This is a genomic window from Bacillus pumilus, assembly GCF_009937765.1.
Classification (GTDB): domain Bacteria; phylum Bacillota; class Bacilli; order Bacillales; family Bacillaceae; genus Bacillus; species Bacillus pumilus_O.
In genome coordinates, this window is record NZ_CP047089.1 from 1,902,598 (window position 1) to 1,923,546 (window position 20,949).

A 20,949-nucleotide genomic window follows, 5' to 3' on the forward strand; every position below is an offset into this window, starting at 1 on the left:
GAGCCTTCAAACCTTTTTGAAAGAAAAAAGACACGCTCCTAGAAGTCGTGTCTTTTGTTTAAATTACTTTTCATTGATATTTAATGTGCCTGAAGCTTTTTGTCTTGTGACATTTCCATAATCATCTCGCACAATCACCTCAATGACCGCACTTTTTGCTTTAGCGGTAGAAGTAGCAGTCCAGTACCCTTCATACGTACCGCTCGATACTTCGCGAAGCGGCAGCTCTGTAGTATTTTGAAGCTTTGATCTCGCGTTTGTCAGCGGCATGTGAATGACAAACGTTGCGTCTAGCTTTTCTCTGCTGTGGAATGAAATTTTAACAGACTCCCCTGATGCAAGATGGACATTCTCTGCTGGAGTCAGCTCAGAAATCTCAGGTGCCTCATATTGGACATCGATATTGATTTTTTTAGTCGTTTTGTTTCCTGCTGCATCTTTCGCTATGACTTTGATCGTATTTTTCCCGTTCTCAAGTAGTATTCTTGCGGAATATGTCCCATCTTTTATGGTTGCCTTTTTTCCATTTACGGTGACTTGATCAAGATGATCGTCTGTGGCCTTTCCTTCTACAGTGAGCGATTCTTTATTTGTCTTTTCCCCTTTTTTCGGTGTATCGATGGTAAGCGCTGGAGCTGTTTGATCAATGATCACCTTTACTGGTGTTGATCGTTTTGTTGCGCCTTTATCCGTAACAGTTGCAGCCGTGAATACATGCTCTCCGCTTGAAACTGTGACCTTTTCTTTGAAAGCGCCTGACTGATCTGCTTTCACTTTGGCAATCTCTTCATCGTTTTGATAGATCGCCACATCAAGCCCAGGAGAGGCTTTGCCTTCAATCTCCAGTTCACCTTTGTTCGTAATGATTCCTGCCTTTGGTGATGTAATCTCTGGCACATCTGCTTCATAGTCAACAAGCGCACGAATCATATAATTCCCCTCTTCTTTTGGAGAAGGAGAAAAAGCACCGCTTGTGAGCTGCCAGCTTCTTTCAGCATTTGGTCCATCCTCATCAGTTGCAAGGCCTGGAGATTCTGTATTCTTTTTCGTTTGAATATAGACAAGATAGAAATCTCCATCCACCGTAATGGCTTGGTCTTCTAAGTCTACTTTTGTCCATTCACCATTACGCAGTGCATTTGCTTTTAGAGGTCCTGCTATTTTCTCTCCTGGAGCTCCGTTCTTCCCAGAAGCGTCATACACTTCCACCGCAAATTCATTCCCTCCAGGAGCTGGCCACTCTGATGACCAGAATCGGAAAAGCCCTCCTGTGAGTTGCGCTTGTTTCTTCCCCTTTTCTAGTGAAAACTTCACAGCCCAGCCATTGCCTGGATCATAGAAGGCTCTCGCATTTTCAGCTGTACCGTCATCATAGCCAATCTCACCAGCAAATCCGATGAATGGCTCTAGCTGAATGGCTTTTTCCACCGGCTTTTCTGTCACATCTGCTGTAAAAGAATATCCTTTAAACCCTTTGGCAAATACTTTGACGGTATAGGCACCGCTCAATGCCTCTATAGAAAATTCGCCAGATTCATTTGTTTTCACCGGCTTAATTTTCGCATCCTCTACAAGATAAACCGTTGCATCCTTTATTTTTTCACCCGTTGTTTCGTTGGCAATTGTGCCAGATATCGTTCGTTTCTTTAGTGGCTGTAAGGCGAAATTCGCCTCAGCCGTTTCATTTGAAGAAATATGGACGGTTTGTGTGCGTGATTCAAATCCGTAAGCTTCCGCTTTCACTGTGAATTCTCCTGCACTATGAGGAAGCTGATATCTCCCTGTCGCTTCATCTGTGTACGTTGACTTGCCGCTTTCAAGAACACTGATTTCCGCTTTCATAGGAAGAGCTTTGATGAACGGAGTAGTTAGATTTTTTTCTTTTTTATGTGGATGTACAGCCTTATTTTTTTTAGGCATGGTTTGATCTGGAATTTTCATCTCATCTAAATGAACATCTTCGTTTGTCACCTGTCCTTCAACCATCCCAATTCCATCTGTTAATGCTGTAATTGCCTCTCTTGCATCAACTAAACCTGCCCCATAGCCATTGTTAGGTGATTCTGGGAATTGCTGATCAGTTAACGGCTTCGCAGTATCAATCAGTATTTGTTCAATCTGTTCAACTGAAAGATCTGACTGTGCTTGGCGAAGAAGAGCCACAACAGCTGACACATGCGGGCCAGCCATCGACGTCCCGTTCCAGCCATCTTCATACCCTTTCCCAGGAATGGATGAACGAATGTTTACCCCTGGCGCCGCAATGTCTGGTTTCATGACGCCATATGGAGACGGACCTTGCAGTGAGAAAGACCCCAATTTATTATTTTGATCCGTAGCGCCCGTTGCAAAGGCCTCTTGATAGTTCGCAGGATTCGCAATGGAGCCTTCACCACCAGGGTTGAATAAATCGGTATTGCCAGCTGAAAACTCTGGGAAGATGTCTGCGGCTCTCCAAGCATTGACGACATCCTTATACCAATCATCAAGACCAGGTCCACCGCCCCAAGAATTATTGACGACATCTGGTGCCTTTTCTGGATGTGGGTTTCCTGCGTCATCTTTTGGTGCTAAAATCCACTCACCTGCGTCAAGCAGATCAGCATCTGTACCACCATCTTCTGAGAAAGCTTTCACCGCGATCCATTTTGCCCCCGGTGCGACTCCGATTTGATTCTTTCCATCTGGCTCAGAGCCAACCATCGTTCCCGTTACATGGGTACCATGCTCTAAATCATCATATGGTGCTTCAGATCCTGTCGTAGCATCGTACCAATTGAATTCATGCGTTGGTTCATTCGGATGTGCTGGATCAAACCCGCGGTATTTTTCCTTTAAAGCAGGATGATCCCATTCCACTCCTGTATCAATACTTGCCACAACTGTACCAGTACCGTCATAACCTAAAGCCCATGCGTCTGGAGCATGAATTTGAGAAATGTTCCACTCGACTCCATCTACTGCTTTCATTTGTTTTTTTTGCTTCGTCTTCAAATCAACGGGGCGGTGAATTTGACGAGTTTCATTTGGCAGCACTTGATCTACTTCCGGGAAGGCAGCCACCTTTTCCATGACTTCTTTCGTTCCCGTCACCGCTAGACCATTCACAATATAGTACGAATGAATCTCCTTCACTTGCTTTTTCTTTTTCTCTTTTTGTAAATACGTAAGCAGCGCTTGCTGCGTCTCCTCAGATGTTGCTCTTAATTCGGATACGACAGCTGATCTTTTTGTGTATTGTGTTTTAGCCGCTGTTAATTTCTGTTTTTTGGCTTTGGACACCGCTTCCTTCGCCACTTTTTTCGTATTTGTTTGCTCTTTCATTTTGATTAAAAAAGTCACCTGATCATCCTGCTGAAACTGTTTCATTAATCTAGATGAGATCTTTGCTTTTGTTGTCTTAGAGGAGACAGCTTCCTCCTGATATGAGGTAGAAGTCGATTTTGCTTGAACCATCCCAAAGCTTGTCATCGTTAAAGTACCAATCACCAAAAGACTCATCAAACGATAGCCGGCGGTCTTGCGAAACTTCAATTTCAATCAAATCCCTCCTCCTCAAATGGCCAAACAGAGTATAGGTCTCACTCCTTTCCTTCTATTGTTCATGACAAGATTCATGTTGTTCTATTTAATGTAGTCAAATAAAGTTCATCATTTTGTCGTTTTTTGTAAGAGGGAGTAAAAATGATTCTTTTTTCTTAAACACCATAAGTCAAATTACACATGGAAGTTGAAATGACTTTCTCGCACTTAAGACTTTTTGATTAGATTCTCTTATACGTTGAGACATGAAAAAACCCCTTCCAATGGAAGGGGTTAAGCGATACTTGATTAGCGTTTATTGCGGTTGCGTAAGAACGTTGGAATGTCTAGCGTATCATCACTTGATTGTGTATTTTGTCTAGGCTGAGATGATGGCTGTTGATGTTCCTCGCGTTTTACTTCACGTTTTTGAGGAATGGATTGATTTTGCTTTAATCCTTGTCCTAATGGGTTTCTTTGTGATTTTGTCACTTCTGGTTCTTGCTCGATGAATCCAGTAGCGATCACAGTCACCACAATTTCATCCTTCAAGTTATCATTGATGACAGACCCGAAAATCATGTTTACATCTTCGTCAGAAGCAGAAGCCACAATATCTGCTGCTTCTTGCACTTCATAAAGACTTAGGTTCGTACCACCCGTAATGTTCATGATGACGCCTTGAGCACCATCAATCGCTGTTTCTAGAAGTGGTGAAGAAATGGCTTTCTTCGCAGCTTCAGCAGCACGATTTTCGCCTGTAGCGACGCCAATTCCCATTAGAGCCGATCCTTTATTGGACATGATTGTTTTCACGTCAGCAAAGTCAAGGTTAATCAGACCTGGTGTTGCAATCAAATCGGAAATCCCTTGAACACCTTGTCTTAGCACGTTATCTGCTGCGCGGAACGCTTCCAGCATTGGCGTGTTTTTATCAACAATTTCAAGCAAGCGATCGTTTGGAATCACAATTAATGTGTCAACTGCTTCTTTCATAGAAGCAATTCCTTCTACTGCTTGAAGCTGACGTTTTCTTCCTTCAAATGTGAAAGGACGAGTCACAACTCCAACTGTCAATGCACCAGAATCTTTTGCGATTTTTGCAATGACAGGTGCAGCACCCGTACCAGTTCCACCGCCCATACCAGCTGTAACGAAGACCATATCTGCGCCTTTTAATACTTCTTCAATCTGCTCTTTGCTTTCCTCAGCAGCTTTTTTACCGACCTCAGGATTCGCACCTGCTCCAAGCCCTCTTGTCAGCTTAGCACCGATTTGCATTTTAGTTTCTGCTTTTGATAGGTTTAATGCCTGTGCATCAGTATTGACTGCAATAAAATCGACACCTTGTACGTCATTTTCGATCATTCGGTTGACAGCGTTATTCCCGCCGCCACCTACTCCGATTACTTTAATTGATGCTAGGCCGTCTATATTTGTTTCAAACTCCAACATGCTGAATCCTCCTAATCCGTCGAAAATCTAATTCTATTCCCAGAACATATTAAATAGTTTTTTCATTTTGCCCGGTTTTTTATTTGTCTCTTGTTGTGCTTTTTGTTTTACTTTCGGTCTTGGCTGCGCTTCTTTCACTTGTGGTGCAGAAGAAACCGGCTCCATGGATGCGCCTACTTCATGAAACGCCTCATCTGGCATTTGGAATCCAACCTGTCTGCCCTGAATCTTTGCATTGCGATAAGCAAAGTGGATCAGACCCACTCCTGTCATATATTGAGGCTCTCTCACCCCGATATAATTCGGACTTGCAATCCTAACATTGTTTTGCAAAACCGTTTGTGCAAGAGAAAGGATACCTGGTATGGCTGCTTGTCCACCTGTGAGAACGAATCCACCAGGCAAATCATGAACACCCATATTTCTTAATTCCTCTGCAACAAAGAGCAAGATTTCCTCCAGCCGCGCTTCAATAATGTTAGCTGCATCAAGCTGTGTATACGTTTGTTTTTGATCAGTACCGATCACAGAAACTTCAAATGTCTCTTCCGTCGATGCCTCATCATAAAACGCATGCCCAAATTGTTTTTTGATTCGTTCAGCTTCTTCAGTGGAAGTTCTAAGTCCTATAGACAAATCTTTTGTTATGTTCTCTCCGCCCAAAGGGATACTGTGAGTAGAATAGAGATGCCCGTTTTCAAATACGGAAATCGTTGTAGATCCGCCGCCGATATCGACAAGAGCTACCCCGAGATTTTTTTCATCTTTCGATAATGCTGCTGAGCCCGATGCAAGTGGCTGCAAGCATATATCCATAATTTCAATTCCAGCTCTTTCTACACATCGGAGCCAGTTATGTAGAATCGTTTTAGAACCTGTAATTAACGATCCTTCCACCTCTAGCCGAACACCAAGCATTTTTTTCGGATCTGTGATCTCATCTCTTCCGTCCACGATAAATTGTCTCGGAATCACGTCTACGACGAGATGTTCTTGAGGAATAGATACTACTTGTGCAGCATCTAAGACACGTCTCACATCTTCAGCATGTATTTCTTTGTTTTCACTAGATACTGCGACTACGCCGCTCGTATTCTGAATATGAATGTGGTTTCCGTTAATTCCGACAATCGCCTTTTGTAAAGGAAAACCTACCATTCTCTCAGCCTGTTCAAATGCTTGTCTAATAGAATGAACTGTCTCATCTATATCAACAATCGATCCTTTTTTTAACCCCTCTGAAGGGACATTTCCAACACCTATAATGTTAAGCGAATCATCCGCCATTTCTCCGACGATGACTTTTATATTGGATGTACCGATGTCAAGGCTGACGTAAATTTCATTGTTGTTCATTCTATGGCACCTCCTCACATATCAATACTTTCTATTCTATTATTTGCTGAACAACAATACAATGAATGTGTTTTTACAAGTGTGTAACAAAACTTAAAAAATCAACATTTTTTATAAGGATTACTGAAAATATTCGTTACATCATATGTATATCCTTTTTTATGACTCACTTTTTTTCTTTTTTTCTCTAGAAATTGTCCATTTTGTTAGTAGAATTCTTCTGATTACTGCTATATTTTGAAACAATCTAACGCCGAATGCAAACATTCCAACTAAGTACAAGTCTACACCAAGATGGACGCCCAGAAAAGCTAAACTTATTGCCAGTATAATATTAAAGAAGAAGCCTGATACAAACACTAGTTCATCGTATGCCCCTTGCAGATGTGCCCGGATACCACCAATCAATGTATCAAGCGCAGCAAGTACAGCGAGGGAAAGATAATTGGAATACTCATTCGGTATCGTAAAATTAGTTAAGAAACCGATCGCAACTCCTATGATTAAGCCAAGTACAGGAAGCCACATTAAGATTTCCCCTCCTTTACATCGTCAAGAGGCTTCAATTCGTTTACTTGAATTGCACCGTCATATGCTTTTAAATGAATTTTTTTCTTCGGCTGGCTTATACTCAAGCTGAAGTTTTCCTGAGCAAACAAGTCACCAATATCTGATACATTTAAACGGCTGTATAATTTGTCGGCCTGCTCACCAATCATTTTAATGGTGACTTCATCACTATCTAAGCTGTAGCCATCCATTTTTGTCGTGCCATTAATATCTCGAATCACACTTGTATTAATCACACGGCGATCATTAATAGAAATATGTTTTGCCCCAAACATATTGGCTTCGTTAATTAACTTTTTCAGAAGATCAGGTGGGATATTTTTCACTTCTTCTCCGGTAAGGTCCTTGGAAAAAAGCTGAGAAATTTCAATTTCAATCCCCTCCCCTTCCACTTCTGTAAAACCAGCCTTTTCTTTTAAATCTTTTAACGTTTTTGTTAATTGTGCTTCTTTTGATCGATCTCCTTGATGACCATATTTTTTAAGCATCTCGTCGTATTTATCAATTTCTTTCAATAAATCCAATTCCTTACTTTTAGATGCAGATAAATCCTCTCTCAGTTCCCACACATCACGAGTATCTCGAACTTCGGGCTTTTGTAAGGAATTGAATTGGATGGAGACCATGATGCCAAATATGATCATTAAAACTGTTAAACTAAGTAAAGGCTTCTTTTTCCTCAACACCACTCACCTTTTCACTTTTAATCTTTGTTTCTTAAAAGAGAATTCATACGAATATCCGTTTTCTCAATCGTCATTGAAATGTGATCACTTGTCAGCTGATCGACCACTCCCCCTGCAATATTTAAAGCTGGTATTAACACAGCTGGATCACCAATAGCAGATATCACAAATGGTGCTGGATGCTGAACACCATCTACTGTGACAACTGGTCCGTTACAATGTATGTATGATTGGTGTGTGATTCTTTGTCCATTAATAGATACAGCAGAAGCACCTGATATAAATAGTTCGTTTATCACATGAAAAATATGGCTCTCATGCACAATGTAATTATTTAAATTTTGTCCACTCGGGATATAAGATGCATCTTCAAGAGACACTTTTACCCCTTTTCCTTTTACACCGATCTCTCCTGTAAACATTCTGTATTTCTCAACATCTTCCAATACATTAAAATACTGCTCTTTTTCATTTTTCAAATTGGACTCTGTTGCTTGTACCTTTGATTGAAGACTATATAATTCTTTTTCGAGTTTCTGATTCGCCTTTTCTTGCGTTGTGAGCTGACTTTTCAGAGAGTATTCTTTTTTCCATTGCTCTGTCCGAATGACATCTGCCTGATGCTGCTTTGTATATTGGTATGAAAAAGATATCAGAAAGCCAAGAACAAGCATGACAATTGAGAATATAACTGTTTTGCCCCTCAACGCTCATCATCCTTTTTCTTAGATTTAAACGCTTCGAAATACGTAGCGACTTCCATATGAATTGTGCCTTTTTCAGATGACGAAAGCTCTTTAACAATGGCTGGATAGGTTTTCATTTTATCACCGAATGTTTTAATTGAAGCAATCACAGTGTTTCCGTCATTCATATAAAATTTAACTAACCACTTGTTTGAATTTGTCGGCACATAATAAACTTCTGAGATGAGTTCCTGAATAGAGGCTGGCAGTTGATTTAAAGATTTAACCGTTTGCTTCAGCTTCTCCTTATTGTCCCAATCGACAAAAATAGGTCCTGCATGACTCGGTGTCACTTCTTCTGGTAATGCGGTCCCATTTTCAAGAAGCTCATAATATAGATTTCCCTTTTGAAGATACGCAATATTTGCATATTCTTTGACAGCAATACTCACTTTATTTGGGAAATGTTTTTTGATACTGACACTTTTAATCAGTTTATTTTGTTTAATATGATCTGATGTTATATCTTTATTTAAATTCCAAAACTCTGTTTCGCCTTCTTTAATTTGTGAAAGTTTAACAAGCTGTTTTGTAGAGACATGTTCGTTACCTGTGATGGTTAATGAAGATATCTTGCTGATAGGTGTCTGCAAATAAATAATGATTAAAACCATGATAAAAAACAGTAGTATAAAAGAGATCAGTCTCCGGTTCGCTTTTTGTTTCCTTTGTTCTTTAATTTTAGGAATTCGCTCTTCTATATTGACGATCTTTTCATTTTCATGATCAGGCCGCATAACTCTTCACCTCATTCAAAGCTGCTTGTCCACACCTTTGGGTCATCATTTTGATGAGAAAACAAACGGCATTCTTTCATGCCGTTTGTTTTCTTCTGATGTGATCATTCATAAAAACTACCTGTTAGTTTTCTTCACCGATAATTTCTACTTCTGTATGCATCTCTACGTTGTAGTCTTCTTTAATTTTCTTTTGGATGAACTGAATTAAGTCTAGTACGTCTTGAGCAGTGGCTCCACCAGCGTTGACAATAAAGTTTCCGTGCATATCAGAAATTCTAGCTCCGCCGAGTTGGTATCCTTTTAAATTCGCTTTTTCTACAAGCTGTCCTGCATATTCAGGCAGCGGATTTCGAAAAATACTGCCAGCACATGGCCGATTATAAGGCTGGGTTTCTTTACGATAATCTTTATTTTGTTGCATCTTCTTTGTGATTTTCTCGCGGTCATCCTGCTTGAGCTTAAACACAGCTTCGAGAACAATGCCAGGTCGTTCCTTTTGAAGGACTGACGTTCGATAGCTAAAATTCATTTGTTCATTTGTAAGCCACTCGATACTTCCGTCTTCAAATAAGATTCTAGCTTTCACAAGAATTTTACTGATATCAGATCCATGTGCACCTGCGTTCATATAAACAGCGCCGCCAATAGACCCCGGAATACCAGCTGCAAATTCCAAGCCTGAAAGACCCTGTTTACTAAGCGATGTTGCGAGCCTTACAACAGAGTAACCACCGCCGACTGTAATTTCTTCATCATTTACAGTTAGGTGATCCAGTCCAGTACCCAGCTTTAGGACAACCCCTCGAATTCCTTTATCGAGTACAAGTAAATTCGAACCTCTTCCAATAACCGTCCAATTCGTCTGGTGTTTTTTCACATGATCCATGATCGTTTTCACTGCATCGATATCTTTTGGGATGATCAAAAGATCTGCTGGTCCGCCTATTTTCATTGTTGTATGATTCGCAAGCGGCTCGTTTTCAAGTACTTTACCAACTTGCGCTTCTAATAATTCATTCTTCAAGTTCTCCATATTACCCTCCGCCTTACCTAATATCATTCCATCATGTAGTCGTAATTTCTTTTAACACATTATATAAACGTGTAGCCGCATCTGGTACTCCGAGTTCTTTCGTTAAACGGCTCATTTGGTTGAGCTTTTCTTCATTACCAGCAATTTCATCAATAGCATGCAGCAGACGATCCCCTGTAAGCTCTGATTCTCTTAAAACAATCGCAGCATCATGTTTTTCAAGTGATCTTGCATTGATTTCCTGATGATTTGCCGTCACGTATGGGCTCGGAATAAAAATGGTTGGGATTCCAAGAGCCGTTACTTCAGCAATAGTTGTAGCTCCTGCTCTTGCAACAATCACATCGATCGACTTCAGGTACTCCGGCATCTGATGCAAGAAAGGTTTTGTGATCATGTTAGGTGCTAAACCTTTTTCCTTTAGTTCATTCAACACCTTTTCATAATGAACCTCGCCTGTGATATATAAAAGCTGGTAGTTTTTTGCCTTTAAACCCTCTTGCATTTCAATTACTGCTCTATTGATTGGAGCAGCGCCTCGGCTCCCGCCGAAAATAAGAACCGTTTTTTTGTTTTCATCAAGCCCAAATTCTTTAAGAGATTTCCCCTCTTTTATAGAGACGACTTCAGAGGCTCTAGGGTTTCCCGTAAATACAACCTTTTCAGAAGGAAAATGTGCCTTTGCTTCATCAAAGCATATGGCTACCTTATTAACATATCTCGCTAGGAACTTATTTGTAATACCAGGCAGGCTGTTTTGTTCGTGTATAATAGTCGGGATCTTCAGCTTAGAAGCTGCATAAACCACAGGACCACACACATAACCGCCTGTTCCAATAACCGCATCAGGCTTGAATTCTTTTAAGTAAGATTTGCTTTTTTGAACGCCTTTTAAAAACCTCATCACCGTTTTGACGTTATCAAAGGAAAGTTTTCGTTTAAAACCTGAAATTTCTATCGCCTTGAAAGGGATATTTTCTCTTTCTACAATTTTCTTTTCAAGTCCATTTTCAGTACCAATATATAAAAATTCCACATCAGGATGCAGTCTTTTCACTTCTTTAATAAAGGCTAAGGCTGGATAAATATGTCCGCCTGTTCCGCCTCCACTGATTACTATACGCATTATACCATTTCCCCTCGATTTTTTTCTGCTCTGAACAAAGTATAAACCCTGTTTTAAACAACAGGGCTCCATTAAAACCTGTAAAGAAGAGTCAAAATACACGTTTTCGAAACAAAAACTGTCATTTTCACTCTTCAAATCATTTTTTTATACTTTTGCAAAATAAACGTCAACATGTTTTCATTAGCTACATCAAGCTAATATCTTGCGTACCTGCTGACATTCAGAAGTACGCCAATCGCCATCAGCATTAATGTCAATGATGAGCCGCCATAACTAAGGAATGGGAGCGTAATACCTGTCACAGGAATCAGTCCTGTGACAACTGCGATGTTAATCATTACTTGAATGGCAACCATTGAAATAATACCAACTGCTAGGAAACTACCATATAAGTCTGGCGCTCCAAGTGCTATTCGTATGCCTCTCCATAATAGAACACTAAAGAGGAGTAAAATAAGTGATCCTCCTATAAAGCCAAGCTCTTCAGACAATATCGCAAAGATGAAGTCCGTTTGGGGCTCAGGTAAATAGAAGAATTTTTGCCTACTTTGACCAAGTCCCATTCCGAACAGACCACCTGGACCAACAGCGTATAAGGACTGAATAATTTGAAACCCACTGCCTAGCGGATCTTCCCAAGGATTTAAGTATGATGTAATTCGTTTTATTCGGTAGGGTGCTGATAAGACAAGCGCGGCAAACCCGCTGAGCCCTATAAGACCGAGAAATATAAAGTGAGCAATTCTCGCACCTGAAACAAATATCATGATAATACAGGTTCCAACCATTACCGTTCCTGTTCCCAGATCTGGTTGAAGCATAATGATGGCAAATGCAGAAAATACAATGCCTAAAGCTGGGGCAAAACCTTTGCGAAAGGATGTGATATTTTTTTGTTTTTCAGATAAGAATTTTGCAAGAAACGCAATCATCGCAAGCTTCATAAATTCAGAGGGCTGAATACTAAACGCACCGACACCGATCCAGCTTCTTGATCCATTTCTCTCCATACCGATGCCAGGAATAAGTACAAGCAGCAAAAGGAGAAAACAAACAGCAATCAATATCTTTGACCAAGTCCGCCACGTCCAATAATCGACTCGCATAATGAAAAACATTGCGATAACTCCGATTCCGGCAAACAACAGCTGTCTTTTTGCAAAATAAAACGAATCATCAAATTTATACGATGCCCACACTGCACTAGCGCTGTACACCATAATTAAACCAATCGTCAATAAAAGTAACGTAATGACAACAAGCAAAAAATCCGGAGAAGTTTTCTTATTCGTCAAGAGACCGACACCCCAAGCATAATTTCATTTGGGCTGTCAGTCGTATGAGAGACAAGCCCTTATTTAAGCATATGCACGGCGTTTACAAACATGTCTCCACGTTCTTCAAATGTTTTATGTTGATCCCAGCTTGCACAAGCCGGAGATAATAAAATCACGTCTTCTTCTTCAGATATGTTAAACGCCGCAGGTACTGCTTGTTCAACATTATCGACATGTTTTACATGATGTATTCCAAGCTCTTCACCAAGCTTCACAAACTTAGGTGCAGTCTCACCAAACGTGATCATTCCTTTTACATGTTTCATAAAAGGTTTCAATTCATCAAATTCATTGCCTCGATCAAGTCCACCTGCTAACAAAATAGTCGGTTGTTCGAAAGCTGACAATGCTTTACTTGTTGCCAAAATATTGGTTGCTTTACTATCGTTATAAAATTTCCGACTCTGAATTGTATCTACAAATTGCAGACGATGCTTCACTCCACCAAATGTCGTGAGAACGTGAACGATTGCATCATTTGAGCAACCTGCATTTTTCACAACACAAATAGCTGCCAAAATGTTTTCTTGGTTATGTTCACCAGGAAGGACAACATCCTTTACATCAATGATATGTTCATTCATGTAGTAAATTGCACCATGTTGAATAAACGCACCATGTTCTACTGGCTCTTTCACTGAGAAAAACACTTTTTTTGCTTTTGAACCTTCTGCTAGTTTTACAACTGAAGGATCATCTAAGTTAATGACAGCAATGTCATCTTCATGTTGATGTGCGAATACTTTCTGCTTTGCTTTTTCATATTCTTCACGAGTGTGGTGATAGTCTAAATGTGCATCAAAAATATTTAATATTAAGCTGATTTTCGGTCTAAATTCAACTGTTCCCATTAACTGAAAAGAAGAGAGTTCCGTTACGATCCACTCATCGCCATCTGCATTTGCAGCGACTTCACTGGCAACTGTTCCAATATTACCAGCCACTAATGTTTTTTGGCTGTCTTTTTTCAGCATTTCATAAATTAATGTCGTGGTAGTGGTTTTTCCATTCGATCCAGTAATCCCAATAAAAGGAGATGAGGTTAAATGATACGCTAATTCTATTTCAGTCCAAACTGGAATTTGACGGCGAAGCGCTTCTTGAACCATCACATTTTCATAAGGAATGCCTGGATTTTTAATTAAAATTGTAATGTCTTTATCTTCGAATATACGAAGAGGATGACTGCCACAAACGACATCAATCCCCTTTTCAGAAAGTAGCTGAGCAGGTTCATTCTCTTCAAATGGTTTTTGATCATTTACCGTCACATTTACTCCATGTTCATGAAGAATTGAAGCTGCTGCATATCCGCTTTTAGCAAGACCTAATACTAGTACATGTTCATTTTTTAACATTTGCATCTTATTCAATTATAACCACACCTCGATGTAAATTCCTAAAACAGCCAGTAATAAACCAGCTGTCCAGAAGGTGACAACTACTCTCCACTCTGACCAGCCAACTAATTCATAGTGGTGGTGAAGTGGACTCATCTTAAAGATTCTTTTGCCGGTTGTTTTAAAGGAAATGACTTGAAGAATAACGGATAACGTCTCTACAACAAATACCCCACCAATAATGACAAGTAAAATTTCAAGCTTCGTTAAAATCGCAATTGCTACAATAGCTCCGCCTAATGCTAGAGAACCTGTATCACCCATAAATACTTTTGCAGGATGTGCGTTAAACACAAGGAAGCCAAGGACAGCGCCTGCAACAGCTACTGAAAAGATTGCTACATCATACTGCGATTGATTCCAAGCCAGTATAGCAAATGCTCCGAAAGCAATAGCAGCTGTTCCAGATAAGAGACCATCCAGTCCATCTGTTAAGTTTACGGCATTAGAACCTCCGACAAGCATGAAGACAACAAGGATAAAGTAAGCCCATCCTAAATCAAAGCTGACGTCTGTTCCTGGAATGCGAATTGTCGTTGCAAACTGATAATAATGGAAAACTGCATAAAAGATCACAGCGATCACAATTTGACCGATTAATTTCTGTTTCGATGTTAATCCAAGATTTCGTTTCATCGCTACTTTAATATAATCATCTAAAAATCCTAATAGGCCGTAACCAAGTGTGACAAATAACAGTAAAAACATTTCTGGACTAATCTCAGAAAATTTGTTGATCATCACAATTGTTGTAATAGTGATAGAAAAGATAATCATGATGCCGCCCATTGTCGGCGTTCCAGATTTCTTTTGGTGCGACTGTGGGCCTTCTTCTCTAATACTTTGACCAAATTTTAGTCTTCTTAAAAACGGTATAAAAATCGGGGATAAAAGAACACTGATTAAAAATCCCATTATGATTGTAAACAATATCACCTGTTCAAGCATCGTTCTTTACTCCTTCCGAATTTCCAAAGCCGTTTTCCATCAGAAAATTGCATTCATTATTATGGTATTCATTCTTGTTCTTCGTATGTTGTTTTTGTACAAAATGCTTCATTTCATTACACTCTTTTCATCATTTTAAGATTTGTTTAGGTCTAAAATAGCATCAACAGCAATTTTTGCATCATCAAAGTCATGGACTTGATCGCCAATAATTTGATAGGTCTCATGGCCTTTACCCGCTATTAGGACTGTATCGCCTTTTTTTGCATTGGCAATGGCAAAGAAAATCGCTTGTTTCCGATTCACAAAGCTATGATAATATGCGTCTGGTACCCCATTTTCCATATCTTTTAAAATGGCTGAAGGATCTTCGCTTCTTGGGTTGTCTGACGTAAATACAGGTTCATCTGCATATTTCACAGCGATTTGAGCCATTTGAGGACGCTTTGTTTTATCACGATCACCACCGCAGCCAATCACACAGAAAATTTTGCCCTCTGTTAATTCTCTACACGTTGTGAGGACATTTTCTAAACTGTCAGGTGTATGCGCGTAATCTACGATGACCGGGAAATCTTGATCGCAGTTTACAAGTTCAAATCTGCCTTTGACTCCTTCAAGCTCTTCAATCGCACTCACGATCGTCTCAAATGTTAAGCCAGATACGATCCCAACTGATACAGCTGCAAGGATATTATACACATTGAACTTCCCGACGAGGGCAACCGTCACTTTCTTGGTGCCGATTGGAGTGACCAAATCAAATTGAGTTCCCTTCGGCATGATTTGAATATTTTTTGCCATGACATCTGCTTTTTGCTCTAGGGCATACGTCATGACTTCAGCAGCAGTGACTTTTTCAAAATAACTCGAAGCCTCATCATCTGCATTTAAAATCGCATGCTTCGGTTTATTGTGATGAAAGGCACTTCCAAGCTGAGAAAACAACAAGCTTTTCGCATGTTTATATTCTTCCATTGTGTTGTGGTAGTCAAGATGGTCCTGTGTAAGGTTTGTGAAAACCGCAATATCATAATCACATCCATGTACTCTGCCAAGATGGAGGGCATGTGATGATACTTCCATGATGGCTGTGTCTACATCTTGATCAAGCATCTGTTTAAACGTTTTCTGAAGTGTGACACTTTCAGGTGTGGTATTTTTCACGTCGAGAATGTCATCATTCACTTTCATATACATCGTACCGATTAAGCCTGTTTTCTTTTCGGCTTTTCTCATCACTTGTTCGATCATGTGTGTTGTTGAGGTTTTTCCATTTGTACCAGTGATCCCAATGAGATTCAGCTTATGAGTGGGCTGTTCATAAAACGCATCAGCTATTCTTGCAAGTGCTCTTTGAGAGTGTTTCACAATAATGACTGGTACATCTGTTATGTTAAGTGGGTGTTCTGCTACAATGGCTGCAGCCCCGCTTTTCACCGCTTTTTCAGCGTAATCATGTCCATCTACTGTATAGCCTTTTATACAGACAAAAAGGCTTCCCTCTTTCACCTCTCTTGAATCCATTTCAATGGAAGTGATATCAGGATTTTCGTTTATCAATTCGTTGTTTTCACTTTTAAAGTATGTAAGCAGTTCTTGTAATTTCATTTTCATATCAAACCTCTCAAATTCGTTCACGTGCATGTCTTGTGAAAAAAACACACAGTCTATATTTTATCGTAAAAAAAAGGATACATCCAGCGTATTCCTTAAGTTTCTGTTGGAAAAAACACACTTTGGACTCTTTTTTTCAAACTGTCCTTCTCTTTCAACAAAAAGAGGTAGCCAAATGAGTGCGGCTACCCTCTGTTTATTCTTTATTATTCATCGTTTAAGTATAATCTGATCGTCGAGCCTTCTTTGACCTTTGTCCCCGCAGCAGGTGATTGCTTCACTACCTTACTGCCAGTTCCTGAGGCATCGATCTTTAAGTTAATCAAGAGGGATTCAAGATCTGAAACAGATCCTCCTACAAGATTCGGTACTTCAATGGTTTTTGTGTCCAGCCACTGATACTTCTTTTCAATTTGGCCTTTTCTTTTTTTCACACCCATCTCAGGCAGGCTATCCCGCATAATATGACCAACAATTGGCGCGGCAACGGTACCACCAAATTGAATGGTGCCTTTTGGGTTATCCACAGCCACATAGACTACGATACTTGGGTCATCGGCAGGCGCAAAACCGATAAACGACACAATATGGTTATTCTCCATATACTTTCCGTCCTTTACCTTCTGGGCTGTTCCTGTTTTTCCGCCGACCCGATACCCTTCAACAAATGCATTTCGGCCAGTTCCTTGGGCGACTACACTTTCAAGTGCATACCTGATTTCTTTAGATGTTTCTGCTGAAATCACTTTCTTTTTGGCAATAGGCGATTGCTTTTTCACGACCTCTTTTGTGATTGGATCTATCCACTCTTTTGCAATATATGGCGTGTAAAGTGTCCCACCATTTACTGCAGCTGCTACTGCAGCCACTTGTTGAATCGGTGTAACAGAAACACCTTGACCAAAGGCCGTGGTCGCCTGCTCTACAGGACCTACACGATCAAGCGGGAACAAAATCCCACGCCCTTCTCCTTGAAGGTCAATTCCGGTTTTTTGGCCAAATCCGAAATTTTTGATATAAGAAAATAATTTTTCTTTACCCAGACGGTCTCCCAGCTCTACAAAGCCGGGGTTACAGGAATTTTGAACGACTTCCAAGAATGACTGCGATCCATGTCCGCCTTTTTTCCAGCACCTAAGCCTTGCACCATCAACTGTCACAGATCCGCTGTCAAAAAATGAATCACGTTTTAAATTAACTTTCTTCTCTTCTAATGCTGCTGCAAGTGTAATAATTTTAAATGTTGAACCCGGCTCATATGTGCTCCACACCGGTAGATTTCGGTTGAACACTTTTGAATCAACTGATTGATAATCAGCTGGATCAAAATCTGGTCTGCTCGACATTCCGAGCACTTCACCATTTTTCGGATTCATCGCAATCGCAATCATACCATCAGGATTATACTTTGCCTGCGCGTTGTCTAATTCCCGTTCTATGATAGTTTGTACTTTTGCATCGACTGTCAATTTCATATCAAGACCATCTTTAGGGGGTGTATAATCATCTGCTTCATCTGGCATTTTTTGCCCTTTTGCATCAGAATAAAATTTCACAGAGCCTTTTTCACCTTTTAGGTCGTCATCATAGTAGGCTTCAAGCCCTAGTAAGCCTTGATTATCGATGCCAGCAAAACCAAGTACATGTGAAAGAAAGCTGCCAAACGGATAATGTCTGATGCTGTCTTCTGCTACATACACACCTTCTAAATCAAGCTCTCTCACTTCTTTTGCTTTTTCATGTGATACCTTTCTGCCCTCAGGTGAAATTCGTTCTATTGATGTTTTCTTCGTGACGTGTTTGTACGCTTTCTCTTCAGACATATTCAGCACTGCTGCTAATTTCTTACTTGTTTCTGCAGGATCTTTAATTTGCCGAGGGACAACTAAAATAGATGGAGCACTTTTGTTCGTCGCAAGCTCTACTCCATTCCGGTCCAAGATATCTCCTCGTTCCGGTTCGAATGGAAGGTTTCTACTCCATGAATCTTTTGCTAAGCTTGTCAGCTTCTCGCCCATAATAAACTGCACATATCCTAATCTAGTATCTATGATGAAAAAAATGATCACCCCAAACAGCAGCACGAAAAGCAATCGTTTTCTCACTGTTACACTCGACACTCGCACGCCCGGTTCACTCCTTACATATGGCTTATTTTCATCATATGCAGGCCCGTCCTTTTGTAGAACGCTCCTTGATATTCTGCTGGAGCAACAGAAAAAAACCTAGCAAGTGATTTGCTAGGTTTCAAGTTAATTTGGACTTTTAAATGTCACAGTGACGACTTTGTCTGAAATCTCTGCTCCACTTTTGACACTTTGTTTCACAGCATATCCTTGTCCATTTGTTTCTATATGCACACCGGCAATCGAAGCATATTGAAGGACTTCCCTTCTGGACCAGCCTGTCATATCAGGCATCTTAATGGTTTTACCTGCTGTTTTCAAGAACACTTTCTGGCTTTCAGAGAATTCAGAGCCGGCACTCGGCCACTGGCGTTTAATGGAGAGCCCGTCGCCGATGACAACAGGCGTTAAGTTTTTCTTTTTGGCTTCTGTTTCTGCCTGCTTCACTTCTAAATCCAGGTATGAAGGCATCGTTTCTTGTTTCACTTTTTCTTCGCCTGATTTTTTATCGTCTGTTTTTGTTGGTGCAATATTTAAATATAGCAAACTATTTTTCATGACAGGGTTAAAGATTTGAGAAACCGGAGCCGACCCCGTTTCTGTTTCAGACAGCTGCGGCTGCTGAACAGCCACATACACAAGTAGCTTCGGATCATCTTTTGGCGCCATTCCCATAAATGAAAAGACATAATCGTTTCGTCCTTGGAGGTAACCGCCGGCACCACCAATTTGCCCCGTTCCTGTTTTCCCAGCAACGTCGAAGCCTTTGATTTGGTAAGGCTGACCTGTTCCAATTTTTGAAGAAACAACCTCACCTAAAATGTCACGGACTTGCTTCGCTGTATCAGATGAAATTGGTTTTCCTGCTGCTGTTGGTTCGTGCTGCAAAATCGTTTTGTTTGTGTTCGGGTCTGTAATATGGTCAATGACATATGGCTTCATCATTGTTCCGCCATTTGCTATCGCTGTGGCTGCTTCAATTTGTTGAATCGGTGTGATAGCTGATGCTTGACCATAAGCAGTCGATGCTTTGTCATATTCATATCTATAATTGATTTTGCTAGACGCCTCGTTCGGCAAATCAATCCCCGTTTTGTCATAGAAATGGAACTTCTGCAAATATTGTTCGTAGCGTGTGAAGCCTAGTTTTTCTTTTGCGAGCTTTGCAAAGGCCACGTTTGATGAGCGAAGAACCCCTTGATGAAAATCAATTTTGCCCCAGCCATTTCCATTGTTGTGGTCTCTTACAAGTCCGCCGCCTACTTTATAAGTACCAGATTGATATTTATCATTGCCTTGGTAGACCCCTTCTTGGATCGCCGCAGCTAAGGTAAAGATCTTCATCGTTGAACCTGGTTCAAACGCATATGAAATCACATCATTGTTATAATTCGTAATGTCTAGTTCATTTAAATTAAAGCTTGGTCGCTGTCCCATTGCGAGAACCTTTCCAGTTTTCGGATCAACGACTGTAGCAATGATTTTCTTCGGCTTATACTTTTTGGCAACCTGTGTCATACTTTCTTCAAGAAACGCTTGTATTTTCTGATCAATGGTCAGCGTGACATTTTTCCCGTCTTTCGGTGCGACAATGTCTTCTTTACTATTCGGTAAGGCCCATCCGCTTCTGTCACTGTTATATGTCACATAGCCGTCTTTTTCTTTTAAATATTTGTTCAGTGCCTTCTCAAGTCCCATTGCACCTGACATGTCCTTTGTCGCCTCATTTAATCTGGCGTAACCGATGAGGTTAGAGGCAAACATGCCGTTTGGATAATAGCGCTTCGTGTCTTTTTCAAAAGCAATACCTGGAAGTTTTAGCTTTTCAATTTTTTCCTTCGTTGAAAAACTAATATCCTTCCCCGCTTTACCAAACTCCACTTGGAATGCATCTTTTGTATTGAGACGCTTTAAAATTTCGCTTTCGCTCATATCGATGACTTTTGAGAGCTCTTTTGCCGTCTTTTCTTTATCGACGACATGCATTGGATGCTTAAGATCCACTGTCATTTTCTTGCTCATGACCGCAATGAGTTTATACACAGATGTATCCTCAGCGATCACATTTCCATTCCGGTCTAAAATAGATCCCCTTTTGGCTTCAAGTGTTTTCTTCGATTGATATTGTTCATTTGCCTTAGCGGCTAATACTTGTCCATCAACCGTTCCAGTAATTTGAATATAGATAAAACGTGCTAGGATGATAAAGAAAAACAGGGCGAAGCAAATACTTGCAATTGCCGCGCCTCTGTTCATCATTTTATTCTTTTTAGGCATCGCCATG

Annotated in this window: 15 protein-coding genes; all 15 read right to left on the minus strand. The window is 40.4% G+C overall.

The features are described from left to right. Nucleotides 1–63 precede the first annotated feature (63 nt). A complete protein-coding gene (locus GPS65_RS09235; protein ID WP_119124810.1) occupies nucleotides 64–3,540 on the minus strand; it encodes a S8 family peptidase in 3,477 nt (1,158 codons plus the stop codon). A gap of 291 nt (nucleotides 3,541–3,831) precedes the next feature. Continuing rightward, on the minus strand, nucleotides 3,832–4,977 hold the full coding sequence (gene ftsZ / locus GPS65_RS09240) for a cell division protein FtsZ (RefSeq protein ID WP_003211613.1): 1,146 nt from the start codon (nucleotides 4,975–4,977) through the stop codon (nucleotides 3,832–3,834). Nucleotides 4,978–5,010: 33 nt separating this feature from the next. Next, nucleotides 5,011–6,333 carry a cell division protein FtsA gene (ftsA, locus tag GPS65_RS09245; protein ID WP_012009874.1) on the minus strand — a complete coding sequence of 441 codons (1,323 nt, stop codon included), beginning with the start codon at nucleotides 6,331–6,333 and terminating at the stop codon, nucleotides 5,011–5,013. A 159-nt stretch (nucleotides 6,334–6,492) separates the two neighbouring features. Then, on the minus strand, nucleotides 6,493–6,861 hold the full coding sequence (locus GPS65_RS09250; RefSeq protein ID WP_003210988.1) for a small basic family protein: 369 nt from the start codon (nucleotides 6,859–6,861) through the stop codon (nucleotides 6,493–6,495). Beyond that, the gene (locus tag GPS65_RS09255; protein WP_012009873.1) at nucleotides 6,861–7,586 is read right to left on the minus strand and encodes a DUF881 domain-containing protein; all 726 of its coding nucleotides are present in this window, start codon (nucleotides 7,584–7,586) and stop codon (nucleotides 6,861–6,863) included. The genes GPS65_RS09250 and GPS65_RS09255 overlap by 1 nt, the downstream gene beginning before the upstream one ends. 20 nt (nucleotides 7,587–7,606) lie before the next feature. Then, nucleotides 7,607–8,296: a DUF881 domain-containing protein gene (locus GPS65_RS09260; protein WP_144481867.1), complete on the minus strand. Its 690-nt coding sequence runs from the start codon at nucleotides 8,294–8,296 to the stop codon at nucleotides 7,607–7,609. Further along, nucleotides 8,293–9,072 carry a cell division protein FtsQ/DivIB gene (locus tag GPS65_RS09265; RefSeq protein WP_119124808.1) on the minus strand — a complete coding sequence of 260 codons (780 nt, stop codon included), beginning with the start codon at nucleotides 9,070–9,072 and terminating at the stop codon, nucleotides 8,293–8,295. Before GPS65_RS09265 ends, GPS65_RS09260 begins: the two co-directional genes overlap by 4 nt. Nucleotides 9,073–9,196: 124 nt before the next feature. After that, complete coding sequence (gene murB, locus GPS65_RS09270; RefSeq protein WP_012009870.1) at nucleotides 9,197–10,108, minus strand: UDP-N-acetylmuramate dehydrogenase; 912 nt, start codon at nucleotides 10,106–10,108, stop codon at nucleotides 9,197–9,199. A gap of 31 nt (nucleotides 10,109–10,139) precedes the next feature. Further along, nucleotides 10,140–11,234: an undecaprenyldiphospho-muramoylpentapeptide beta-N-acetylglucosaminyltransferase gene (murG, locus tag GPS65_RS09275; protein WP_119124807.1), complete on the minus strand. Its 1,095-nt coding sequence runs from the start codon at nucleotides 11,232–11,234 to the stop codon at nucleotides 10,140–10,142. 197 nt (nucleotides 11,235–11,431) lie between these two features. Next, nucleotides 11,432–12,532 (minus strand): stage V sporulation protein E, encoded by a 1,101-nt coding sequence (spoVE, locus tag GPS65_RS09280; RefSeq protein WP_003212197.1) that lies wholly within the window; start codon nucleotides 12,530–12,532, stop codon nucleotides 11,432–11,434. Between the two features lie 59 nt (nucleotides 12,533–12,591). After that, nucleotides 12,592–13,938, minus strand: a complete 1,347-nt coding sequence (gene murD / locus GPS65_RS09285; RefSeq protein ID WP_391509240.1) for a UDP-N-acetylmuramoyl-L-alanine--D-glutamate ligase — start codon at nucleotides 13,936–13,938, stop codon at nucleotides 12,592–12,594. A 9-nt stretch (nucleotides 13,939–13,947) separates the two neighbouring features. Then, nucleotides 13,948–14,922: a phospho-N-acetylmuramoyl-pentapeptide-transferase gene (gene mraY, locus GPS65_RS09290; protein WP_003211854.1), complete on the minus strand. Its 975-nt coding sequence runs from the start codon at nucleotides 14,920–14,922 to the stop codon at nucleotides 13,948–13,950. A gap of 135 nt (nucleotides 14,923–15,057) precedes the next feature. Then, nucleotides 15,058–16,533, minus strand: coding sequence for a UDP-N-acetylmuramoyl-L-alanyl-D-glutamate--2,6-diaminopimelate ligase (locus GPS65_RS09295; protein ID WP_119125691.1), 1,476 nt, complete (start codon nucleotides 16,531–16,533; stop codon nucleotides 15,058–15,060). Between the two features lie 212 nt (nucleotides 16,534–16,745). Continuing rightward, nucleotides 16,746–18,665, minus strand: a complete 1,920-nt coding sequence (locus tag GPS65_RS09300) for a stage V sporulation protein D (protein WP_012009866.1) — start codon at nucleotides 18,663–18,665, stop codon at nucleotides 16,746–16,748. Nucleotides 18,666–18,791: 126 nt separating this feature from the next. Next, nucleotides 18,792–20,942, minus strand: a complete 2,151-nt coding sequence (locus GPS65_RS09305) for a penicillin-binding protein (protein ID WP_012009865.1) — start codon at nucleotides 20,940–20,942, stop codon at nucleotides 18,792–18,794. Between the last annotated feature and the right edge of the window lie 7 nt (nucleotides 20,943–20,949).